Genomic DNA, 22,452 nt, shown 5'->3' with positions numbered 1-22,452 from the left:
CGAAAGGGTCCGGACACCCCAGGAGGAGCAACGACCATGGGCTTGATCAAATTGGCCGCAGCCGGAGCCATCGGCTACGCGCTTTACAAGTATGCCAATCGCGACGGCCAGCAGGCGGCAACCGCCGGCGGGTCCGAGAACTATAGCGTGCGCGATGCCGGGCCGGAGAACATGACTCACAAGCCGCCGCGCTGGTCCAAGACCGACGAGGCGATCGACGAGAGCTTCCCGGCCAGCGATCCGCCGTCCACCTACTGAGTTCCTGCGGGAAAACGATCTCCTGCGAGCCATCGCAGTGTACCCAAGGGGCGGGACCGCAAGGTTTCCGCCCCTTACCGGTTGGCGCCTCACCGCTTTACATCGCAAGGCCGGGCGTTCAGGCCTGCAGGGCCGCGACCAGCCATACGCGAATGGCGCTTGCCAGACCGGGCGGGGTATCCGCTTCCAGCCGCTCGGCATCGATCCGCGCCACGAGCGCGTTGATCGGAATCCCCCCTTCGGCGGCGACCTGGCGCAGCAGGTCCCAGAACACCGGTTCGAGGCTGATCGAGGTCTTGTGACCCGCGATCTCGATCGAGCGCTTGATCGGCGGGTGGTAGATCGACGTCATTGCCCTTGCCTAGCAGGCGGCGCGACCCGGGTGAATGGCCTGGAATCGCGTCAGGCTGACTTGCCGCTGATTCCGGGACGCCGGCGCTTTCGTCGCCCGCTGCCTCACCTTTGCGCCATGGCCCGAGAAGCCGGGAGACAGGCTGGCCGCCCCTCGCTATCGATCGGGAATGCAGAGCGTTATCATCTACATCGGCGCGGCGCTGGCCGAAATCGGGGGCTGTTTTGCGTTTTGGGCTTGGCTGCGGATGGGGAAGTCTCCCCTTTGGCTATTGCCGGGCTGCGTTTCGCTGGTGCTTTTCGCTTGGCTGCTGACGCTGGTGGACAGCAGCAATGCCGGGCGGGCCTATGCCGCCTATGGCGGAATCTACATCTCTTCAGCCCTGCTATGGCTCTGGATCGCCGAGGGCGTTCGCCCGGATCGCTGGGATCTCGGCGGAGTGGCCGTCTGTCTGGTGGGCGCGGCCATGATTCTCTTCGGGCCGCACAAGGTCTGAACCCAAAGGCCAGAAGAGCAGGGCGGACCGACCCGACGCGCGGGCCGGTCCGCCGATGGCTCAATACATGTGCTGGCCGCCGTTGATGCTCAGGGTAGAGCCGGTGACGAAGCCCGCATTGTCGGAGCAGAGGAAGGCACAGCCGCGCGCGATCTCGTAGGCGTTGCCGAGGCGGCCGACGGGGATCTTGGCGACGATCTTCTCAAGGACCGGCGCCGGGACGGCGGCGACCATGTCGGTATCGATGTAGCCGGGCGCGATGGCATTGACGGTGACGCCGTACTTGGCGCCTTCCTGGGCCAGCGCCTTGGTGAAGCCGTGGATGCCGGACTTGGCCGCGGCATAGTTCACCTGGCCGTACTGGCCGGCCTGGCCGTTGATCGAGCCGATGTTGACGATGCGGCCCCAGCCGCGCTCGCGCATGCCGGAGAACGTGGCCTTCGCCATGTTGAAGCACCCGCCGAGGTTGATGCGCATCACCTCGTTCCAGTCATCGAAGCTCATCTTGTGAAGCACGCCGTCGCGCGTGATGCCGGCGTTGTTGATGACGATATCGACGGGGCCGACTTCCTCGGTCACCCGCGCGACGCCGTCGAGCACGGCTTCATGGTCGCCTACGTCCCACTTGTAGGCGGCAATTCCGGTCTTGTCCGTGAAAGCCTTGGCCTTCTCGTCATTGCCTGCATAATTTGCAACTACGGTGTGGCCCCTCTCCTGGAGGGCCAGCGACACAGCCTCCCCGATACCCCTGGTTCCGCCGGTAACGATAGCAACGCGCGCCATTCAAATAGCCTTTCGCTTAGTGAGCATCCACCAAGCACAGGCTAGGAAATGCCGTGCGCAAGGGCAAGCGGAAGCCCTCCCGCAGCAAGCTTTAATTACGCCATGTCGGATTGAGAGAAATGCAGCCTGAGTTGCAAAAATCAGAACTTGAACTGCGTGCCCACATAGACTGCCTGGCTGTCCTGCCTGCCGTCGGTCAGGGGCACCAGGCGTTCGCGATCCTGCGAGTAGCGAACGCCTGCCGTCAGATCGAGATTGTCGGTCACGCGGTAGGCTCCGGCCAGGTCGACCTCACCCGCTTCGCCTACGAAAGTGTGCGGTGCGCGGCCAGGCGCGCGCTTTTCGTCGATCGACAGGCGCGTGGTGAACCGCGGCTCCTTCTGCGAAGGCGTTCCGGCCTGAAGGCTGAACTTCTTCAGTTCCGGCGCGTCGGCAAGGCCGCGGGCAGGGGGGGCGGCCGGAGTGATGTCGGCCGCGAAGTTCTGATAGCCGCGCGCCACGCCCAGGTTGAAGGCGGCGGGCGCGATCTTCAGGCCGCCGACGCTGGCCAGCTCGCTATGCGGCATCGGGTTGCGATTGCGCACGATGATCGCCTGCGCGGCTTGGGGATCGACGCGCACCGCCACCGTGACGGCGCGTTCGCGGCGGCCCGCGGCCCCGGCCGGGGTGAACGGGAAGGCATCGCCATTACCCAGCGAGCGCATGGCAATGGCGCGGGACAGGTTCTCGGGCGAAGTCTCGGCATCGAGCGCATCGAGGGCGCGATTCGAGGGATCGGCCTTGAACGTGGTGGTGAAGGCCAGGACGGCGCTGGGCAAGGCGAGCACGGTCACGCAGCAGGCCAGCATCATGCTGGTCCTCATGCCGCTTTTCGACGCGTGATTGCGCTCGCTTTCCGTCACTTCAAGTCCCAGTCGTCTTCCATTCCGGCAGGCCCCAATTCCGCCTTCCGGCGCCAACACATCCTGCCCGGCCATGCCGGCCTGCAGGATGGCGCGGCGAAAGGCGATAGCCGGTAGCTCCATTCTGGCCGCGGCATCTTAACACAGGCTGATCCACGCGGGGAAGGGGCAGAAAGGCGCTTTCCCGCGCCGCGCCGCCGTTCAGCAAGCGTTTAGCCTTGCAGGGGTTATGGCCGCAAGCTGAAGAAGCCGCACTTGCCGCCGGGCAATGGCGGCTATAGAGGCGTTTTACGGCAGGCGCGCGGAAAGTCCGGCGCCTTCGCCAAGACAGGAACTGGGAATTACGATGACAGGCAGCACCCATACCGGCCTTCTCTCTGCTCGATCGCTGGCAACCGCGGGCTTCTGCGCCGTGGCCGCGCTTGCACTGGCCGGCTGTGGCGGTGGCCGCAAGCAGGTGAATTCCTCGATCGCGCCCTCGGCGGTGACCACGATCGGCGTGAACAGCTACTTGTGGCGCGCCAGCCTCGATTCGCTCTCGTTCATGCCGCTGCTCCAGTCGGACAGCGCCGGCGGCGTCATCGTCACCGACTGGTACGTGAATCCCAAGCAGCCGGGCGAGCGCGTCAAGGTCACCGTCATGATCCTCGACAAGGACCTGCGCGCCGACGCCCTGCGCGTCACCGCGCAGCGCGAAGTCTCCGCCAACGGCGGCTGGGCTGCGGCACCGGTGCAGGCTGCCACCGTGCAGAAGCTGGAGGACATCATCCTCACCCGCGCCCGCGACCTTCGCCGCGATTCGATCGGCGGCTGATTGTTTTTTGAACGCGGCACCGGCCGGTGCCGCGACTGTGCGGGGGCTTACCCGCAGGAGACTCGATTAAGATGACCGAGCGGTTCGATCCGGCTCAGGCGGACACGCGCTGGCAGGCTGCGTGGGACGACGCGCAGTGCTTCAAGGCGGACGACACTTCGTCCAAGCCGCGCAGCTTCGTGCTTGAGATGTTCCCCTATCCTTCGGGGCGCATCCATATCGGCCACGTCCGCAACTACACGATGGGCGACGTGCTGGCGCGCTACAAGCGCATGACCGGCCACGAAGTGCTCCATCCGATGGGCTGGGACGCGTTCGGCATGCCCGCCGAGAACGCGGCGATGGAAAAGGGCGTCCACCCCGGCGGCTGGACGCGCGAGAACATCGCCAACATGAAGGCGCAGCTGAAGCGCCTGGGCTTCGCGCTCGACTGGAGCCGCGAGATCGCCACCTGCGAGCCGGAATACTACGGCCACGAGCAGGCGCTGTTCCTCGATCTCTACGCAAACGATCTCGTCTACCGCAAGGAATCGGCGGTCAACTGGGATCCGGTCGACATGACCGTGCTTGCCAACGAGCAGGTGATTGACGGACGCGGCTGGCGCTCGGGCGCGCTGGTGGAGAAGCGCAAGCTTTCCCAGTGGTTCCTCAAGATCACCGACTTTGCCGACGAACTGCTGGACGGTCTCTCCACGCTCGACAAGTGGCCCGAGAAGGTCCGCACGATGCAGGAGAACTGGATCGGCAAGTCGCAGGGCCTGCAGTTCAAGTTCGACCTCTCGGCTGAAATCGGTGGCATCGGCTCGGTCGAAGTCTATTCGACGCGTCCGGACACGATCTTCGGCGCCAGCTTCGTGGCCGTCGCCGCCGATCACCCGATCGCGCAGGCGGTGGCTGTGGGTCGTCCCGAGGTCGAGGACTTCATCGCGCTGTGCAAGCAGGGCGGGACGACGGCGGCCGAGCTGGAAACCGCGGAGAAGCTGGGCTTCGATACCGGCGTCAAGGCCAAGCACCCGTTCACGGGCGCCGACCTGCCGGTGTTCATCGCCAACTTCGTGCTGATGGACTACGGCACCGGCGCGGTCATGGCCGTTCCCGGCCACGACCAGCGCGACTTCGAATTCGCCACCAAGTACGGTTTGCCGATCCTGCGCGTCGTCGCGGCGAGCGAAGCCGATGCCGACAAGCCGTTCGACGGCGAGTCCGAGGCTGGTGACGGCGTCTGCGTCCACTCCGACTTCCTCAACGGCATGGCCGTGAAGGACGCCAAGGCCGCCGTCATCGCGCGCGCTGAGGCGGAAGGCTGGGGTGAGGGCAAGACCGTGTGGCGCCTGCGCGACTGGGGCGTCTCGCGCCAGCGCTATTGGGGCACGCCGATCCCGTTCATCCACTGCGAGGTTTGCGGTGTGGTGCCGGTGCCCAAGAAGCACCTGCCGGTCACGCTGCCTGAGGACGTCGATTTCACGACTCCCGGTAACCCGCTGGTGCGCCATCCGACCTGGAAGCATGTCGATTGCCCGCAGTGCGGCCATGCCGCGCGCCGCGAAACCGACACGCTGGACACGTTCGTCGACAGCTCGTGGTATTTCCTGCGCTTCGCCAGCCAGCCGGAAGATCGTCCGTTCGATCCGGCCAAGATCGCCGAATGGCTGCCGGTGGAACAGTATATCGGCGGTATCGAGCATGCGATCCTGCACTTGCTCTACGCCCGCTTCTGGACGCGCGCGCTGGCCCGCATCGGCAAGATCGAGGTGAAGGAACCCTTCGCCAGCCTGTTCACGCAGGGCATGGTCACGCACGAAACCTATTTCCGCATCAACGATGCCAATGGCCAGCCGGTCTACTTCTCGCCCGGCGAGATCGAGCGCGGCGCCGAAACCGCCACGCTCAAGGCCGATGGCGCACCGGTCGAAGTCGGCCGCGTCATCAAGATGTCGAAGTCGAAGAAGAACGTCGTCGATCCCGATGAGATCGTCGCGACTTACGGTGCCGACGCGATCCGCTGGTTCATGCTGTCGGACAGCCCGCCGGAGCGCGACCTGCCGTGGTCGGAAGCCGGCATCGAGGGCTGCGGCCGCTTCGTGCAGCGCCTCTGGCGCCTGTTCGCCCAATACGATGCCTCGGTAACGGGGGACGACAAGGCGATCGACCGCAAGGCGCACCAGACGGTGGCCGCGGTCGCTTCGGACATCGAATCGCTGGGCTTCAACAAGGCCGTGGCGCGCATCTACGAACTGACCGGCGCGGTGGAGAAGGCGGCCCCTTCGGCCAGCCGCTCGAGCGCGATCCGTACGCTTCTGCTGCTCGTCTCGCCGATGATGCCGCACTTGACCGAGGAAGCTTTCGCCCAGTTCGGCGAAGGTCTCGTCGCCCAGGCGGCCTGGCCTGCCGTCGATCCGGCGCTGCTGGTCGAGGACGAAGTGACCGTGGCGGTGCAGGTGAAGGGCAAGCTGCGCGACACCCTGACCGTGGCCAAGGGCACGTCCAAGGAAGAGCTTGAAGCGCTTGCCCTTGCCAGCGAGAAAGTGCAGCGTGCACTGGATGGAGCCGAGGTGAGGAAAGTGATCGTCGTTCCCGACCGACTGGTAAATCTCGTCGCGTGAAGGGTTTTCTGCGCCCTCGTTTCCTGCGTCTCGTCAGCCCGGCTCTTCTCGGGGCCGCTGTGCTGGCCGGATGCGGTCTCCAGCCGATGTATGCGGGGGGCGGCAGCGGTGCCGTCGCGCGCGGGCTTCAGGGCGTGCAGGTCGCGGCGATCGAAGGGCGTGCGGGCTGGCTGGTCCGCAATGCCGTGGTCGATCAGCTCGGCGCGGAAAAGAGCGGCGTAGCGCCGCGCTACCGCCTCGACATCCGCCTGGACGACAAGCTCGAAGGCTTTGCCCTGCTTTCGGACGATACCATCGGTCGTGAACGCCGCACGCTTCGCGCGCGCTATCAGCTGGTCGACATGTCCAGCAACGAGATCGTGCTCGACGCCACTGCCGGATCGGATGCGGGCATCGACGTCGTCTCTTCGGACTATGCGACGATCGCGGCGGAACAGACCGCGCTCGAAAACATGTCGAAGGACGTCGCCACCCGGATCGTCACCGCCGTCGCGCTGCGCCTGCGCGGCGACACCAAGCAGTAACCGGGCCGATGCGGCCCAGAGAAATGAGGCCAGCGCCCGTGCGTCCTTGCGGAGCGGGGGCGTGAAGGCCACCCAGAAGGACTTCGGCGGCCTTGCAGCCCGCGCCGCACAGCAGGCGCGGGTTTTCTTCTTCTGCGGCCCGGACGAGGCCGGCGCGAGCGACGCCGCGGCGAAGATCCTCTCTTTCCTGCCCGAACCTGGCGAGCGGGTGGAGATCGCCGGCTCCGAACTGCGCCGCGACCCGGTCAAGCTGGGTGACGAGGCGCGCTCCAATTCGCTGTTCGGCGGCACCTCTCGCCATATCTGGGTGCGCGCCCAGGGCGACGAGGCGCACGATGCCGTCCAGATCCTGCTCGAAAACGAAGTGGACGCCTGCCCGGTCCTGATCGTGGCGACCGGCGCCACCGACAAGTCGCGCACCGCCAAGCTCCTGGCGAATCGGCCCGACGGGCTGGTGGCGATGTTCTACCCGCCCGACTTGTCGTCGGTGACCAGCGCGGTGCGCACGATGGCGAATGGCGCCGGCCTGAAGATGGGCAGCGACCTTGCCGAGCGAATCGCCCGGGCCTCCGGCCTGGATACCCGTCTGGCGCGCTCGGAAGTGACCAAGCTGGCGCTCTATCTCGATGCCAGCGCGGAGACGCCGCGCCCGGTATCCGCCGCGGATCTCGATGCCGTGGGCGCTGCGACCGAGGACGACGATTTCGGACCGCTGGTTGACGCGGTGCTGGGCGGCAAGCGGGATGCGATCGGCCCCGAACTCAAGCGCTTGCGCGACCAGGGCATCAATGCCGTTGGCCTGCTGCTCGCCTTCGAGCGGCGCACGGCGCAGCTCGCCGGGCTGAATTCGCGGCTTGGAAGAAGCGGCGACGTGGCCGCCCTGATCGATTCGGAAGCGGCTTCCCGCCGAATTTTCTGGAAAGACAAACCAGCACTTGGGGTGCAATTGCGGATCTGGCGTGGTAATCGTTTGGAACGGCTGGTTGCCCGTCTTATTGCAATGCACCAAACCCTTTTGGGTAATAGCCAGGATGCTGACCTTCTTCTCGCGGAAGGGTTAGTCGAAATAGCTAGAATTGCTACGCTTGATGGCAAACAACGGATAAAAAGAACAGCTTAACTGAATCGGCTTTCCCGCGCCGATGGAATGTTCATAAGGACATTCGCCTATTGCAGTGCAGCACGGACTTTCATTCGTGGCATTGGTGGTAGGACAGGACGAGGGGATCCGGGGGGCATGAGTTCGACAATTCGGGAGTGTTGAACGCATGAATGCGCCATTTGCAGTATCGACCCAAGCCGTTCAGCGCTCCGAAGCAGACGAACTTCTCGTCGCACCTTCGCTCGAACGTAGACGGCTTCAATGTTATCTTGCCTTGCTGGTTGGGGACCTTGTGGCCCTGCTGGCTGGCTTCGCACTGGCTGGCTGGCTTTATGATACCGGCCGGGGATTTCAGATGGCACTCGTCTACGGACAAGTGCTCTTGCCGATTTTCCTCACATTGGCCTTGTACAATGCCGCCTACTCCACCGACGCGCTTCGCGACGGCTGGCGAGGTATCTTCCGTGCGGAAGTGTCGATGGTGGTGGCGGTCGTCGTCGTCGTCTTCGTGCAGTTCCTCATGAAGTCCTCCGCCGAACTGTCCCGCGGGGCGTTCAGCGGCGGGGTGATCTGCGCCATGGGCTTTATCGCCTGGTCGCGCCTGCAGCTTCGCAGCTTCGTCCACTGGCGCTGCGGTGCCAATGTCATCAATGAGCTGATCATCGATGATGGCGGTCCGCAGCTGCGCATGCCGGGCGCGATCCGCGTCTCGGCGGCAGCCATGGGGCTGCGGCCCAACCTCAAGGACCCCGATTCGCTCGACCGCGTCGGCCTCGTGCTGCGCAACATCGACCGGGTCGTGGTGAGCTGCCCGGCCGACCGCCGCGCGGAATGGGCCATGGTGCTCAAGGGCGCCAATGTCGACGGTGAAGTGCTGGACGACGAAGTCGCGCGTCTGGGTGCCCAGGGTGCGCGCGTCACGGGTCAGCACGGCCTGCTGCTCGTCTCGGCAGGGCCGCTCGGAATACGCGAGCGCGCCATCAAGCGCATCTTCGACGTCGCCTTCTCCGGCGCGGCGATCCTGGCGCTCTCGCCGCTGCTGCTGGTCGTGGCACTGGCCGTGAAGCTGCAGGACGGCGGACCGGTGTTCTTCGTCCAGCGCCGGATGGGCCGCGGCAACCGCTTCTTCAACATGTACAAGTTCCGCAGCATGACGCAGGCCTTGTGCGACACGAACGGCAACGTCTCGGCCTCTAAGGAGGACCAGCGCATCACCCGGGTCGGCCGCTTCATTCGCGGCACCAGCATCGACGAGCTGCCCCAGCTCTTCAACGTGCTGCTGGGCGACATGAGCCTGGTTGGGCCGCGTCCCCACGCCACGGGCTCGCTGGCGGGCGAGAAGCTGTTCTGGGAAGTGGATCGCCGCTACTGGCAGCGCCACTGCCTGAAGCCGGGCCTGAGCGGCCTGGCCCAGGTGCGCGGCTATCGCGGCGCCACGGACCAGGAATCGGACCTGATCAATCGCCTCCAGTCCGATCTCGAATATCTCGAAGGCTGGACCATCATGCGCGACCTGCACATCATGTTCCTCACCCTGCGGGTTCTCGTCCACGATCGCGCCTTCTGACCCGTCGCGGAGCGCGGCCTTTCCCGAAGGTCGCCTCCGCCCGGAAGAAGGTCCAGGCACAGCAAAAAGGCCGGTCATGACCCCAGGGTCGTGACCGGCCTTTTTGCTATGCCTGCTGAATGCGCTTTCGTCCTGAGGGCGGCCTCTGAGACGTATCGAGCCTTCGCCGTCAGTTGGTCTTCTTGGGGACGTTGAAGGTGCCCTTGACGCGGCCTCCCGAGGCGGAGGAGACGCCGCTCTTGAGGTCCATCACGAAGCGGCCGCCGTGCAGGGTATCGCCGGTGCCGCGCTTGAGGCTGGCATTGCCGACCATGGTGATGATGCGCTGGTTGAAGTCGTAGATGGCGGTATCGCCGGTGGCCACCTGGTCCTGACGGGTGACGACGACATTGCCGCTGGCGGTGATGCGCTGCACCTGGGTCTGGTCGCCCTTGGTGAAGTCGATCACCGTGCGCGCGCCGCGCAGGCGCAGGTCGGCCTGGGTAATGTCGACATTGCCGGTCAGCACGACCCGGTTCTGCTTGTCCTGCAGCTCTATGCGGTCTGCACCGAAATCGACGGGCGCATTCGAATTGTGGCCGGAGATCGCCTGCGCGCCCAGCTGCTGGCCGGCGGCGAACAGGGCCAGCCCGGCCACCGGGGCGGCGATGGAAGCGCGGAACAGGCGGGACTGGAGCAGGCCCGATTTGGACAGGCTGGCTCGGAAGGTCATTTTGGCGCGGGGGGTCATTGCGGCATCCTCAGCTTGCCGGGCGTAATGCGCATCCGGGCATTGCCTTCGAGCGTAATATTGCGGGTGTCGAGATCGGCGTGCATCTTGTCGGCCTTGAAGGTGCCGGAGGGCACGGTGCCCTGGACACCGCCCGATGCGACCGCCGTCTTCTCCTTGATGTCGACGTCCACCTTGCTGGTGGTCATCGTATAGCCGTCGGACGACTTGAAGTTGACCGGGCCGTCCACCGCCATGGTGTCATTGTCGAAATTGTAGGCGCCGCGCGGCGCGGCGATGTCGGCCGGGCCGTCGCGCAAGTTCATCCTGGCGATGAGCTTCTGCATCTCGACGATGGGGATTTCGGGCGAGCGCTGCACCGCGGTGCCGGCCGTGACCACGAAATCGCGGCCCTGGTTGTCCTGGCCGCGATAGGCGGCGTTGTCGACGGCGATACGCTCGCCGGTGGTCGCCACCTTGTTACGGTCGAGCAGGAAGCTGATCTCGCCCCGCGGGGAGAGCGGCACCAGGATCATGACGGCCGCGACCAGCCCGATGCCCGCGGGCAGGGCCTTGGCAAGGAAGGCCACCATGCGATCGTGCGAGCCGCCGGGCGCGGCAAAGTGCCGGCGGCGGTTGCGGACCTGGTTGGCTTCGACCGACATGCCTGTTTACGCTCCGATCAGGCGGCTTCGTGGCTGAAGATATCGTGGTCCGGCCAGCCGGCCAGGTCGAGCCGGGCGCGGGCGGGCAGGAAGTCGAAACAGGCCTGGGCGATGTCGCTGCGATTCTCGCGCGCAAGGCGCATCACCAGGATCTGGTGCATCGCATGAAGGTATCGCACGTCCGAGGCGGCATAGTCCTTCTGCGCCTCGGTCAGTTCGGCGGCGCCCCAGTCGCTGGACTGCTGCTGCTTGGAGACTTCCTTGCCCAGCAGTTCGCGCACCAGGTCCTTCAGCCCGTGTCGATCGGTGTAGGTCCGCACGAGCTTGCTGGCGATCTTGGTGCAGAATACCGGTGCGGCGGTGACGCCCAGGTAGTGCTCGATCGCCGCGAGGTCGAACCGCGCGAAGTGATAGAGTTTCAGGCGCGCCGGATCGGCCAGCACCGCTTTCAGGTTCGGCGCGGCAAAGTCGCTGCCGGGCGCAAAGCGGACGAGATGCTCGTCGCCCTGTCCGTCGGAAATCTGGACCACGCAAAGGCGGTCGCGCGGGGTGATCAAGCCCATCGTCTCGGTGTCGACGGCGACGGGTCCCGGCGCAAGCACGCCTTCGGGGAGATCTTCTTCGTGGAGATAGACAGCCATGGTCCGGAAATGCTTAGGGACTGGGCCTGAGTTAGGCAATGGCCAAGGCGGCCGGAGTTTGATCCGAACGCACAAGTCCGGGATGCCGATGGCCGCCGACAGATCGGGAGTAAGCCGCAAGTGGACGCTTCAGGAGCCATGCAGGGCGTGCCGCCATCCTGGCAGGCCGCGCTAGGTCCGGTGCTCGATTCCCCCGAATCGCGCCATCTCGGCGGCTGGCTTCAGGCCGAGGAAGACGCCGGAAAGCGGATCTATCCGCCGCGCGGCAGCCGCCTCAGCGCCCTGGAACTGACGCCGCTGGACGAAGTGCGCGTGGTCATCCTGGGGCAGGATCCCTACCACGGTGCCGGACAGGCGCATGGCCTGGCGTTCTCGGTGGCGCATGGCGTGCGGGTGCCGCCTTCGCTGGCGAACATGTACAAGGAACTGGCGACCGATTGCGGCGTCACGGCGCCGGGACACGGCAACCTGGAGCACTGGGCGCGGCAAGGCGTGCTGCTGCTGAACAATGCGCTGACAGTGGAGGAGGGCCAGGCCGGGTCTCACCAGAAGAAGGGCTGGGAAGCGATCACCGATGCTGCCGTGGCCGCCGTCGCCGCGAAAGCGGAGCCCTGCGTGTTCCTGCTCTGGGGCAATCACGCGAAGAAGAAAGCCATGCGGGTGCCGGGTCTGGCCTCCAGCCATCACCTCGTGCTGACCGCGCCGCATCCCAGCCCGCTGTCTGCCCATGCCGGATTCTTCGGCAGCCGGCCCTTCAGCCAGGCCAATGCCTTTCTGGAGGCCAACGGTCGCGGCCGGATCGACTGGTAGGCCGTTGGCGCCGCGTCACAGCGGCGCGTTCAGGCGGAGACGCCGGATATGGCCTCGTCCATGACGTAGTGGCTCATCGCCCCGCCCACGCCCATGTCGCCGAAGGCGGCGCGGAAGCGGGTAAAGCTGTCGAGCGCGCGGGCAGCCTCGTGGGCTTCCATCGATGTCCACACGACGTTGAAGGTGAATTTCGACGGATTCTCCACGCCCCGGCCGAATCGGACGGAGACGACGCCTTTGCAGGCGGCGAGCTGGGCCAGCCCGTCTTCGTTCATGGCCGCGGCGAAAGCGTCCTCGGCGCCCGGACGCACTTCGATCTCGGCGATTTCCAGCAGCATTCGGGCGTTCTCCGGGGGACAGGTACGAGCGAGCCTCGCCGCGTCCCGGCCTTGGGTCAATCGCCGGCCGGGAGTGATCGCCCGGACGGAAAGCCGGCATGAAAAGGGGCGCTCCTTGCGGAACGCCCCTTTTCAATTCAGCGGAACGCCCTTTTTCAATCCAGCGGACCGGCCGGCTTCAGCGCGGCAGTTCGGAAGCACCCATGAGCGCTTCGTCCACGGCGCGGGCGCACTGGCGGCCTTCGCGGATCGCCCAGACCACCAGCGACTGGCCGCGGCGCATGTCGCCGCAGGACCAGATGGCCGGGTCGCTGGTGCGGTAATCGACCATGGTGGCCTTGACGTTGCCGCGGGCGTCCAGATCGACGCCCGACTGGTCGAGCATGCCGGCCTTGCGGGGGCCGACGAAGCCCATGGCGAGCAGGATGAGGTCGGCCTGGAGCGTGAACTCGCTGCCTTCCACTTCCTGCATCTTGCCGTCCTTCCACTCGACGCGGACGCATTCGAGGGCACGGACGTCGTTATCGCCGACGACGCGCTTGGTCAGCACCGCCCAGTCGCGATCGACGCCTTCTTCGTGGCTGGACGAGGTGCGCAGCTTGAGCGGCCAGTTCGGCCAGGACATCGCCTTGTTTTCGTGAAGCGGCGGCTTGGGCATGATTTCCAGCTGAGTCACCGAAGCGGCGCCCTGGCGGTTGGAAGTGCCCACGCAGTCCGAGCCGGTATCGCCGCCGCCGATGACGATGACGTGCTTGCCGGTGGCCGAGAGCGTGCCGCGCGGAGCCGCGCGCAACTCGTCGTCGCCGGCGTTGCGCTTGTTCTGCTGGGTCAGGAATTCCATCGCGAAGCGCACGCCCGGCAGTTCGAAGCCGGGGATGTTCAGCGGACGGGGATCTTCGGCACCGCCGGAGAACACGACAGCGTCGAAGTTCTCCTTGAGCGAGGCGACCGAGACCGTCACGCCCACTTCGGTGGAGGTGCGGAATTCCACGCCTTCAGCCATCATCTGCACCAGGCGGCGGTTGATGAGGTGCTTTTCCATCTTGAAGTCGGGAATGCCGTAGCGAAGCAGGCCGCCGACCCGGTCGTTCTTCTCGAACAGGGTCACCGAGTGGCCGGCGCGGGCCAGCTGCTGCGCGCAGGCCATGCCCGCCGGGCCGGAACCGACCACGGCCACCGACTTGCCGGTCTTCTTCTCGGCAGGCTTCGGCGTGATCCAGCCTTCCTGCCAGCCCTTGTCGACGATCGCGCATTCGATCGATTTGATGGTGACCGGCTGGTCGATGATGTTCAGCGTGCACGCGGCCTCGCACGGGGCGGGGCAGATGCGGCCGGTGAACTCGGGGAAGTTGTTGGTCGAGTGGAGGACTTCAAGTGCGTTCTTGAAGTCGTCCTCGTAGACCAGGTGGTTCCAGTCGGGGATGATGTTGTTGACCGGACAGCCGGTATGGCAGTGCGGCACGCCGCAGTTCATGCAGCGCGATGCCTGGTCCTTCAGCGCTTCCGTCGACAGCGGGACGACGAATTCGTTGTAGTTCTTCAGGCGCTCGGTGGCGTCGCCGTAAGTGCGATCCTGGCGGTCCAGTTCGAGGAAGCCGGTTTCCTTGCCCATCTTGATACGTTCCTAGATCTTATTCTGCTGCGACCGAGGCGGCTTCGAGGCGTTCCGCCTCCTGCTGGCGCAGAGCCTTCGCATAGTCGCGCGGCATCACCTTGACGAACTTGCCCAGCGCGTTCGACCAGTCGTCGAGCAGCGCGCGGGCTCTTTTCGAGCCGGTGTGCAGGTGGTGGCGTTCGAGCAGGATGCGCAGGCGCTCCGCATCGTGGCGCAGCATGTCGCCCATGCCCAGGTCGCGGACCGAGACGGTGCGCTGCTGGGGACGGCCGGTTCCCTCTTCGTCTTCGTCTTCGGCCGAGATGCGGATGAGATCGACCATCGCCGGGTTCACCAGCTTCTCGAACTCGCCGTCCTCGTCGTAGACGTAGGCGATGCCGCCGGACATGCCTGCCGCGAAGTTGCGGCCGGTCTTGCCCAGCACCGTGACGACGCCGCCGGTCATGTATTCGCAGCCGTGGTCGCCGCAGCCTTCGACGACCGCGATCGCGCCCGAGTTGCGGACCGCGAAGCGTTCGCCGCCGACGCCGTTGAAGAACGCTTCGCCGGAAATCGCGCCGTAAAGCACGGTGTTGCCGACGATGATGTTCTTGAGCGGATCGCGGTTCACATGGCCGGGCTGGCGCACGATCACGCGGCCGCCGGACAGGCCCTTGCCGACATAGTCGTTGGCATCGCCGGTCAGGTCGAGCGTGACGCCGTGGGCAAGCCAGGCGGCGAAGCTCTGGCCGGCGACGCCGGTGAGCTTCACGTTGATCGTGTTGTCGGGCAAGCCGTCATGGCCGTAGCGACGGGCCACTTCGCCCGAGAGCATCGCGCCGACCGTGCGGTTGACGTTGATGACGCTCTTCTCGATGCGAACGGCCTGGCGGTTGTCCAGGGCGTCGCCCGAAGCGGCGATCAGCTCGTTATCGAGCGCGTTCTCAAGACCGTGGTCCTGCACTTCGCTCCAGCCCAGCGAGGGGCTGTCGCCCAGCGGCGCCTGATAAAGCACCTTGGACAGGTCGACACCCTTGGCCTTCCAGTGCTGGACGGCCTTCTTCATGTCGAGCTTGTCGACCCGGCCGACCATTTCCGCGATCGTGCGGAAGCCGAGTTCGGCCATGATCGCGCGCAGTTCCTCGGCGACGAAGAAGAAGTAGTTGACCACATGCTCGGGCTGGCCGGTGAAGCGGGCGCGCAGGACGGGGTCCTGGGTGGCGACGCCGACCGGGCAGGTGTTGAGGTGGCACTTGCGCATCATGATGCAGCCGGCTGCGATCAGCGGCGCAGTGGCGAAGCCGAATTCTTCCGCGCCGAGCAGCGCGGCCACGGCAACATCGCGCCCGGTACGCAGGCCGCCGTCGGCCTGGACCACCACGCGGCTGCGCAAGTTGTTGAGCAGGAGGGTCTGCTGGGTTTCGGCCAGGCCGATTTCCCAGGGCGAACCCGCGTGCGTCAGCGAGGTCAGCGGCGAAGCGCCGGTGCCGCCTTCGTAGCCCGAGATCGTGATGTGGTCCGCGCGCGCCTTGGAAACACCCGCGGCAACCGTGCCCACGCCCACTTCGGACACCAGCTTGACCGAGACGCGGCTGGTCGGGTTCACGTTCTTGAGATCGTGAATGAGCTGCGCGATGTCTTCGATCGAGTAGATGTCGTGGTGCGGCGGCGGCGAAATCAGGCCGACGCCGGGCGTCGAGTGACGGGTGGCGCCGATGGTCTTGTCTACCTTGTCGCCCGGCAGCTGGCCGCCTTCGCCGGGCTTGGCGCCCTGGGCCATCTTGATCTGGATGTCGTCGGCGTTGACGAGGTACTCGGTGGTCACGCCGAAGCGGCCCGAGGCGACCTGCTTGATCGACGAACGCATGGAATCGCCGCCCGGCAGGGGCTTGAAGCGCGAGGGATCCTCGCCGCCTTCGCCGGTGTTCGACTTGCCGCCGATGCGGTTCATCGCCATCGCCAGCGTGGTATGCGCCTCCCACGAGATCGAGCCGTAGCTCATCGCGCCGGTGGCGAAGCGCTTCACGATCTCGCTGGCAGGCTCCACTTCGGAAATGTGGATCGCCTGGCCGGGAACGAACTCCATCAGCCCGCGGATGGTGAGCATCCGGGTCGACTGGTCGTTGATGGTGCGGGCGAATTCCTCGTACTTGGCGGGGATATTGCCGCGCACGGCGTGCTGGAGGGCGCCGATGTTCTCGGACGTCCAGGCGTGTTCCTCGCCGCGGACGCGCGAGCCGTAGATGCCGCCGACGTCGAGCATGCTGGCGTAGATCGGGTTGTCGCCATAGGCCGCATCGTGGCGGCGGACGGCTTCTTCCGCGATCTCGGTCAGGCCTGCGCCTTCGATGGTGGTGGCGGTTCCGGTGAAGTACTTGTCCACGAAGGCGGTCGAAAGGCCGACCGCGTCGAAGATCTGCGCGCCGCAATACGACTGATAGGTCGAAATGCCCATCTTGGACATGACCTTGCGGATGCCCTTGCCGACGGCATAGACGTAGTTCTTCGCCGCCTGCTCCGCCGAAACCGGCAGGTTCTTGCGAACGCGCACGGCCTCGATGGTCTCGAAGGCGAGATAGGGGTTGATCGCTTCGGCGCCGAAGCCCGCGAGCGCGCAGAAGTGGTGGACTTCACGCGCTTCGCCGGTTTCCACGACGAGGCCGGTCTGCATGCGCAGGCCCTGGCGAACGAGGTGGTGGTGCACGGCGGCCGTCGCCAGCAGGGCCGGCATCGGGATACGGTCGGGGCCCTGCGCACGGTCGGACAGGACGAGGATGTTCTTGTCCGCCAGCACCGCTTCGGTCGCGGCCCAGCACATTTCCTTGATCGCCATTTCGATGCCCGCGGCGCCGGTCTTGGCGTCCCAGGTCATGTCGATGGTGGCGGTGCGGAAGGCGCCGTCGAGCGCGGCTTCCACCGAACGGATCTTGGCGAGGCCAAGGTCGGTCAGGATCGGCTGGCTGACTTCCAGGCGCTTGTGCGTGCCGGCATCGTGGCCAAGCAGGTTCGGGCGCGGGCCGATCATCGAGACGAGGCTCATGACCAGTTCCTCGCGGATCGGGTCGATCGGCGGGTTGGTGACCTGCGCGAAGTTCTGCTTAAAGTAGTCGTAAAGCAGGCGGGCCTTGTTCGACAGCACCGGAATCGGCGTATCGGTGCCCATCGAGCCGAGCGGATCGTCGGCAGCGACGGCCATCGGCTCCAGGAAGCGGCTGACGTCTTCCTGGGTGTAACCGAAGACCTGCTGGCGATCGAGCAGCGTGCCGGTGGGCGCGGGCAGCTCGGCCAGTTCGGGTTCGATCACGTCGAGATCGGCCAGCTTGTACTGCGCCTGGTCGAGCCACTTCTCGTAGGGCTCTTCATTGGCAAGCTGGGTCTTGATTTCCTCGTCCTCGATGATGCGGCCCTGATCGAAGTCGATCAGGAGCATCCTGCCGGGCTGGAGGCGCCACTTGCGGACGATGTTGTCTTCTTTGATCGGAAGCACGCCGGATTCCGACGCCATGACGCAGATGTCGTCGTCCGTGACGAGGAAGCGCGCGGGGCGCAGCCCGTTACGGTCGAGCGTGGCGCCGATCTGGCGGCCGTCGGTGAAGGCCACGGCGGCCGGACCGTCCCAGGGCTCCATCAAGGCAGCGTGGTATTCGTAGAAGGCGCGGCGTTCCGGCGTCATCAGCGGGTTGCCCGCCCATGCTTCCGGAATCAGCATCATCATCGCGTGGCTGAGCGAATAGCCGCCCGCCAGCAGCAGTTCGAAAGCGTTGTCGAGGCAGGCGGTGTCCGACTGGCCATGCGGGATCAGCGGCCACATCTTGTCGAGATCGGCGCCGAGCAGCTCCGATTCCATGGTGCGGCGGCGCGCGTTCATCCAGTTCACGTTGCCGCGAACCGTATTGATCTCGCCGTTGTGGGCCATGAAGCGGAACGGATGCGCCAGCTTCCAGCTCGGGAAGGTGTTGGTCGAGAAGCGCTGGTGCACGAGGCCGAGCGCCGAGACGAACTCTGGGTTGCGCAGGTCGTCGTAGAACGAGCCGACCTGGGTCGCCAGCAGCAGGCCCTTGTAGACGATCGTGCGGCTGGAGAAGCTCGGCATGTAGAGCTCGGTCAGGCCGGGCAGCTTGTGCTTTTCGGCCATGGCCTTGAGCGGGTTCTGCGTCTGCTTGCGGATCGCCAGGATCTTGCGCTCGAAAGCGTCCTGGTCGGCGCAGTTGTCGCCGCGGCCGACGAAGCACTGGCGGATCACCGGCATCGAGTTGATGACGGTCTTGCCCAGGCCATCGAGCGTGACGGGCACGTCGCGCCAGCCGATCAGGTGCTGGCCTTCCTTGGCGATGAACTTTTCAAAGGTCTGCGTGATGAGGTCGCGGCTGGCCTCGTCCTGCGGCAGGAAGCACATGGCGACAGCATAGTCGCCCGGCTGCGGCAGTTCGACGCCGGTCGCGGCGGCCCAGCCGCGGAACAGGCCATCGGGAAGCTGAGTCAGGATTCCTGCGCCGTCACCCAGCAGCGGGTCGGCACCCACCGCACCGCGGTGGTCGATATTTTTCAGGATTTCCAGCGCCTGAGTAATGATAGCATGCGTTTTCTGGCCTTTGATATGGGCTACGAAGCCCACACCACAGGAGTCGTGTTCGTTACGCGCATCATAAAGGCCCTGGGGCTTAGGAAATCCCATCGATATAAACCCATCCTGTCATTTTTTGCCGGGGACCTGTCCACGCCCCGCCGCGCACGAATCGTGCGGCGCCGGTGCGCGTCATGGTGGTCCCTCGCGCCCCCATGACGATTGCGGGACGCTTTTGCAATGGTGAAGGCAGGGGTGCGCGCAAAATTTAGTGCGTGTGCGCGGGAAAAAAGGGAATTTTGTTATGCGAAAACGTGTTTCAGTTGCGTGGAACGCGTTTTGGCAGGGACCGGCTGCTCAAAGGCCAGTCCCCGGGACCGACCGTTCAGGCGGCCCCGCTCATGCGCTGGAGCGTGGCAAGCGCGGCGCGCAGGGCCTTTTCTGTTTCGCTGGGATCGGGGCGCGCGGGCGGGTCGAACGGGCGGTGCCCACCGTCCTCGGCAAGGTGTGCCTCTTCCACCGAGCCTGAGTCCTCGCCGAAAGCCTCGGCGGGGGCGGCGGCCTCGTCGAAGCGCACGAAGTTCTGGCGGGGCGCCTGGCGCGAGAGGTTGAGCAGCGAGGAGTAACCCTGCTCGAGCACGGCCTCCTGTTCGTCGTCCTCGGGAGCCTCGGCATAGTCGAAGTCCTGCGAGAGCGGGTCGAAGGCGGCATATTTGCCGAGATCCTCGGCCTCGGCCTCATCACCAAGCCGTTCCGCCTCTTCGGCATCCGCCAGGGTGCGGGCCAGGACCGAGATCGGGCGGGCCGGCGCCAGGCCGATGTGGCGGGGCGGGACGTAGCCGGGCAGTGCGTCCTCGGCTTCGTCATGGCCGAAGGCATCGAAGCCCACCGGACGCAGGGCCGCGGGGATGCGGGTGGTGGCGGAAGGGACGATGTCCTGCTCCGGCGATTCCCGATCCGGCGATGCTTCGTCCGGGACCGGGCGCAGGGGCGCCGTGAACGGCGCTACCGAGGCAAGGCGCGGGAGCGTGGAGAGGGAAGTGGCAGGCGCGGGGAAAGCGATGGTCTCGGTGCCCGGCGATGCGGGATCGAAAAACGGCGCCGGCATTTCGGCGGTTGCGGTGCCTTTGGGCGCGGTGATTTCTGAAGCCGTGCCGTCGGACGGCGCGCTGTCAGGAGTGGCGGCCTGAAGGCGGCGCCTGCGCTGCTGCTCCATGGCCAGCGCCAGGCGTTCGAGCAGCTCGACTTGCGAAAGGTCTTCAAGGTCGGCGCCGGCAATCCGCTCCGCGGCCTGCGGCAGCTCTTCTGCGGCCCGGAAGGACACGGCGATATCGGCCGTCTCCGCCGCTTCGGGGGAAAACAGCGGCCGGCCTTCGGAAGCCGGGGTTTCGGCCACTTCGGACAAGGAGCGCGAATAGGCTTCGAACAGGCGGTTGTTCAGGGTTTCGGGTGCCGGTGCGGATGCGGCGGGCTCGGGGACTTCGTCCTGCGAGACGGCCCAGGCGGCCGGCGAGAAGGTGTGGGTTTCCTGGCGCGGTTCGAGCCATTCCGGGATGCGGCCGAAGGGACCGTGATCGTCTTCGGCAAAACCGCCCTGGCCAGGAACGTCCTGGCCGATGGTTTCGGGCGCGGCCTCCTCAGCGCGGGCCTCGGAAGCGATTTCGGCTTCGTCCTCGTTCGCGACAGACCATTCGGCGGCCAGTGATTCGGGCATGTGCGATTCGGGCATCTCGGCGGTTTCGAGAGCGCCGGCCGTGTCCAGGTCGCTCTCGGCCAGAGTCGGTTGGCGATAGGCGTGCTGCTCGGGCGGGAGCGCCGGGTCGGTCAGGCCGGCGGCCTCGATGCCTTCCAGGTCGAGATCGGAGAGGTTGAGAATCGGCGGCTGGCCGTTCCCGGAAACTTCGGCGTCGGTTTCGGCTGCGGCATCGGCCTCTTCCAGCCGGGGCGCTTCCTCGGCCACCAGCGCGAAAGCACGGCGGCGGCGCGGCATGGCGGCGGACTTGCGATCCTGCGCCGGGTCGGCTTCAGGTTCGAGATCGGTTTCCGCAGGTTCCAGCCCGGCGAAGGGCATGCGCGCCGTGCCGCTTTGCGAGGTCTGCGCTTCGGCGGTCTGGGCCACGCGGCGGGCGGCCACCAGGCCGATCAGTCCGCCCAGGCCGGTAAGCCCGAGGGCAAACAGGATGCGGGCGGTCGTCCCCAGCGGGGGCGCGGCCATGGGCACCAGCTTGGCAATGCCGGTCGACAGGACGATATGCTCGATCAGCGCCGGACTGACGATGATCGAACCCAGGCCGAACAGGGCCGCGAACCACAAGGCCACGATGGCGGGGAACAAGGGATGACGGCTGATCGGCTGGGGCTTCCTGTTCTCTGGTTTCGCCACGTTTCTAAACCCCGTTCTCAGATCTGTTTGAGCGGAAGCCGCCAGCTCAGGCAGCGGTTTCCAGCCCTTTTCGTGCATCGAGAGGTGCCACCATTTGGTAAACGTCTCGATAACGACCGGCATTGACGGCCCAATCGTGCCGTTCCCGGACATGTTGGAGCCCGGCCTGGCGGTAGGCATCCCACGATTCGCGCGCCTCCAGCAAGCCCGCAAGTGCGGCGGCGCAGGCGGCGGGATCGTCTGGCGCGAAGAGAGTGCCGGTCTTGCCGTGAGTGACCAGTTCGCGGTGCCCGCCCACGTCGCTGGCGGCCACGAGCTTGCCCTGCGCCATGGCCTCCAGCGGCTTGAGCGGCGTGACGAGGTCCGTCAGCCGGCTTTTCTTGCGCGGATAGGCCATCACGTCGGCCAGCGCGTAATAGCGCTCCACGTCCTGATGCGGCACGCGGCCGATGAAGCGGATCGCGCCGGCAGCGGGAGAAGCCAGCGCCTGCGCCCGCAGCGCCTCCTCGCGCGGGCCGCCGCCCACCAGCAGCAGCCGCGCCAAGGGCTGGCGTTCCAGCAGCAGCGGCATGGCGGCGATCAGGTCGTCCAGCCCTTCGTAGTCGTAGAAGCTCCCGATGAAGCCGATCACCGGGCAGGCCAGGGCGCCGGCGGGGCCCTCCACCTCGAACCCGAGTTCGCGGGCGAGCGCGGGATCGCGCGGGGGCGGCGCGCCGAACAGGCTGAGGTCGACGCCGTTGGGCATGAGCGTGATCTTCCCCGCCGGAACGCCGCGCGCGACGAGGTCTTGGCGCAGGCCGTCGCAGATCGTCACGACGGCATCGGCGCGCGACACCACGCGGTTCTCCAGCGCCCGGGTCAGGCGGTACTTCAGCGAGCCTTCGCGGCCCGTGCCGTTGCCGACGGCGGCATCTTCCCAGAAGGCGCGAATTTCATAGACGAGGGGAATGCCGTGGCGCCGGGCGACGCGCGCGGCGGCCGCGCCGCAAAGCGAGGGCGAGTGGGCATGGAGCACGTCCGGCCGCCATTCGTGCACCACCCGCTCGATGGATTCGGCGAAAAGCCCGATCTCGCGCCATTCGCGCAGGACCGGCGGGCCGCCGACCGATCCCGACGTGCGATGGAACACCAGGCCATCGGCTTCCTCCACCGCGGGGCCGGCCGCCTTGTGGCGTATGCCGGTGACGCCCCGGACTTCGAAGCCCATGGCCTCCTGCGCCTTCAGGATCGCGCGGGTGCGGAAGGTGTAGCCGCTCTGCATCGGCAGCGAATGGTCGAGGACGTGAAGGACGCGGGTCATGAGCCAGGTCGTAAGTCTGCAAGGCTTAACGCCGCGTCAACTCCGCA

The 22,452-nt window shown here is 66.2% G+C and carries 19 protein-coding genes; 8 read left to right on the top strand and 11 right to left on the bottom strand.

Annotated elements, in window-relative coordinates; translation table 11 throughout:
* Positions 1-36: 36 nt before the first annotated feature.
* Positions 37-258 carry a hypothetical protein gene (locus EDF57_RS14495; RefSeq protein ID WP_132264417.1) on the top strand — a complete coding sequence of 74 codons (222 nt, stop codon included), beginning with the start codon at positions 37-39 and terminating at the stop codon, positions 256-258.
* Between the two features lie 118 nt (positions 259-376).
* On the opposite strand, the gene EDF57_RS14490 is transcribed toward EDF57_RS14495, so the two are convergent.
* The gene (locus tag EDF57_RS14490; protein WP_134094783.1) at positions 377-610 is read right to left on the bottom strand and encodes a ribbon-helix-helix domain-containing protein; all 234 of its coding nucleotides are present in this window, start codon (positions 608-610) and stop codon (positions 377-379) included.
* Positions 611-779: 169 nt separating this feature from the next.
* Between EDF57_RS14490 and EDF57_RS14485 the strand changes: the two genes are divergently transcribed.
* A complete protein-coding gene (locus EDF57_RS14485) occupies positions 780-1,106 on the top strand; it encodes a YnfA family protein (protein ID WP_134094782.1) in 327 nt (108 codons plus the stop codon).
* Between the two features lie 60 nt (positions 1,107-1,166).
* On the opposite strand, the gene phbB is transcribed toward EDF57_RS14485, so the two are convergent.
* Positions 1,167-1,889 carry an acetoacetyl-CoA reductase gene (phbB, locus tag EDF57_RS14480; protein ID WP_132264422.1) on the bottom strand — a complete coding sequence of 241 codons (723 nt, stop codon included), beginning with the start codon at positions 1,887-1,889 and terminating at the stop codon, positions 1,167-1,169.
* A gap of 140 nt (positions 1,890-2,029) precedes the next feature.
* Positions 2,030-2,752 carry a hypothetical protein gene (locus tag EDF57_RS14475; protein WP_134094781.1) on the bottom strand — a complete coding sequence of 241 codons (723 nt, stop codon included), beginning with the start codon at positions 2,750-2,752 and terminating at the stop codon, positions 2,030-2,032.
* Positions 2,753-3,137: 385 nt separating this feature from the next.
* Here EDF57_RS14475 and EDF57_RS14470 point away from each other — a divergent pair, with 385 nt between their 5' ends.
* The 5 genes from EDF57_RS14470 (at position 3,138) to EDF57_RS14450 (ending at position 9,401) form a co-directional block, all read left to right on the top strand.
* Complete coding sequence (locus EDF57_RS14470; protein WP_132264426.1) at positions 3,138-3,605, top strand: DUF3576 domain-containing protein; 468 nt, start codon at positions 3,138-3,140, stop codon at positions 3,603-3,605.
* 71 nt (positions 3,606-3,676) lie between these two features.
* Positions 3,677-6,208: a leucine--tRNA ligase gene (gene leuS / locus EDF57_RS14465; protein ID WP_134094780.1), complete on the top strand. Its 2,532-nt coding sequence runs from the start codon at positions 3,677-3,679 to the stop codon at positions 6,206-6,208.
* 86 nt (positions 6,209-6,294) lie between these two features.
* Positions 6,295-6,732, top strand: coding sequence for an LPS assembly lipoprotein LptE (gene lptE / locus EDF57_RS14460; protein WP_165921377.1), 438 nt, complete (start codon positions 6,295-6,297; stop codon positions 6,730-6,732).
* A gap of 61 nt (positions 6,733-6,793) precedes the next feature.
* Entirely contained in the window at positions 6,794-7,852 is a 1,059-nt protein-coding gene (gene holA / locus EDF57_RS14455) for a DNA polymerase III subunit delta (protein WP_132264430.1), read from the top strand.
* A 148-nt stretch (positions 7,853-8,000) separates the two neighbouring features.
* Positions 8,001-9,401, top strand: a complete 1,401-nt coding sequence (locus tag EDF57_RS14450; protein ID WP_132264432.1) for a sugar transferase — start codon at positions 8,001-8,003, stop codon at positions 9,399-9,401.
* 169 nt (positions 9,402-9,570) lie between these two features.
* Here the strand turns inward: EDF57_RS14450 and EDF57_RS14445 are convergent, their stop codons facing one another.
* Genes EDF57_RS14445 through EDF57_RS14435 form a run of 3 tightly spaced genes read right to left on the bottom strand, consistent with a single transcriptional unit; the run spans position 9,571 to position 11,416 of the window.
* Positions 9,571-10,113 carry an LptA/OstA family protein gene (locus EDF57_RS14445; protein WP_134094779.1) on the bottom strand — a complete coding sequence of 181 codons (543 nt, stop codon included), beginning with the start codon at positions 10,111-10,113 and terminating at the stop codon, positions 9,571-9,573.
* A gap of 14 nt (positions 10,114-10,127) precedes the next feature.
* Positions 10,128-10,775: an LPS export ABC transporter periplasmic protein LptC gene (gene lptC / locus EDF57_RS14440; RefSeq protein ID WP_132264436.1), complete on the bottom strand. Its 648-nt coding sequence runs from the start codon at positions 10,773-10,775 to the stop codon at positions 10,128-10,130.
* Positions 10,776-10,792: 17 nt separating this feature from the next.
* Positions 10,793-11,416 carry a ribonuclease D gene (locus tag EDF57_RS14435; RefSeq protein WP_134094778.1) on the bottom strand — a complete coding sequence of 208 codons (624 nt, stop codon included), beginning with the start codon at positions 11,414-11,416 and terminating at the stop codon, positions 10,793-10,795.
* A 138-nt stretch (positions 11,417-11,554) separates the two neighbouring features.
* Between EDF57_RS14435 and ung the strand changes: the two genes are divergently transcribed.
* A complete protein-coding gene (ung, locus tag EDF57_RS14430; protein ID WP_132265279.1) occupies positions 11,555-12,226 on the top strand; it encodes a uracil-DNA glycosylase in 672 nt (223 codons plus the stop codon).
* Positions 12,227-12,255: 29 nt separating this feature from the next.
* Here ung and EDF57_RS14425 read toward each other — a convergent pair whose 3' ends face one another.
* The 5 genes from EDF57_RS14425 to EDF57_RS14405 form a co-directional block, all read right to left on the bottom strand.
* Positions 12,256-12,564, bottom strand: coding sequence for an antibiotic biosynthesis monooxygenase family protein (locus EDF57_RS14425; protein WP_134094777.1), 309 nt, complete (start codon positions 12,562-12,564; stop codon positions 12,256-12,258).
* Between the two features lie 178 nt (positions 12,565-12,742).
* A complete protein-coding gene (locus EDF57_RS14420; RefSeq protein WP_132264441.1) occupies positions 12,743-14,176 on the bottom strand; it encodes a glutamate synthase subunit beta in 1,434 nt (477 codons plus the stop codon).
* Between the two features lie 19 nt (positions 14,177-14,195).
* Positions 14,196-18,833 carry a glutamate synthase large subunit gene (gene gltB, locus EDF57_RS14415; protein ID WP_134094776.1) on the bottom strand — a complete coding sequence of 1,546 codons (4,638 nt, stop codon included), beginning with the start codon at positions 18,831-18,833 and terminating at the stop codon, positions 14,196-14,198.
* A gap of 274 nt (positions 18,834-19,107) precedes the next feature.
* Positions 19,108-21,105 carry a hypothetical protein gene (locus tag EDF57_RS14410; RefSeq protein ID WP_134094775.1) on the bottom strand — a complete coding sequence of 666 codons (1,998 nt, stop codon included), beginning with the start codon at positions 21,103-21,105 and terminating at the stop codon, positions 19,108-19,110.
* A gap of 46 nt (positions 21,106-21,151) precedes the next feature.
* On the bottom strand, positions 21,152-22,405 hold the full coding sequence (locus EDF57_RS14405; protein ID WP_134094774.1) for a TIGR04063 family PEP-CTERM/XrtA system glycosyltransferase: 1,254 nt from the start codon (positions 22,403-22,405) through the stop codon (positions 21,152-21,154).
* Positions 22,406-22,452 lie beyond the last annotated feature (47 nt).

The organism is Novosphingobium sp. PhB55 (assembly GCF_004368805.1).
Classification (GTDB): Bacteria; Pseudomonadota; Alphaproteobacteria; order Sphingomonadales; family Sphingomonadaceae; genus Novosphingobium.
Note: the sequence above shows the minus strand (reverse complement) of the source record. Positions and strands in the feature narration are given on the sequence as shown.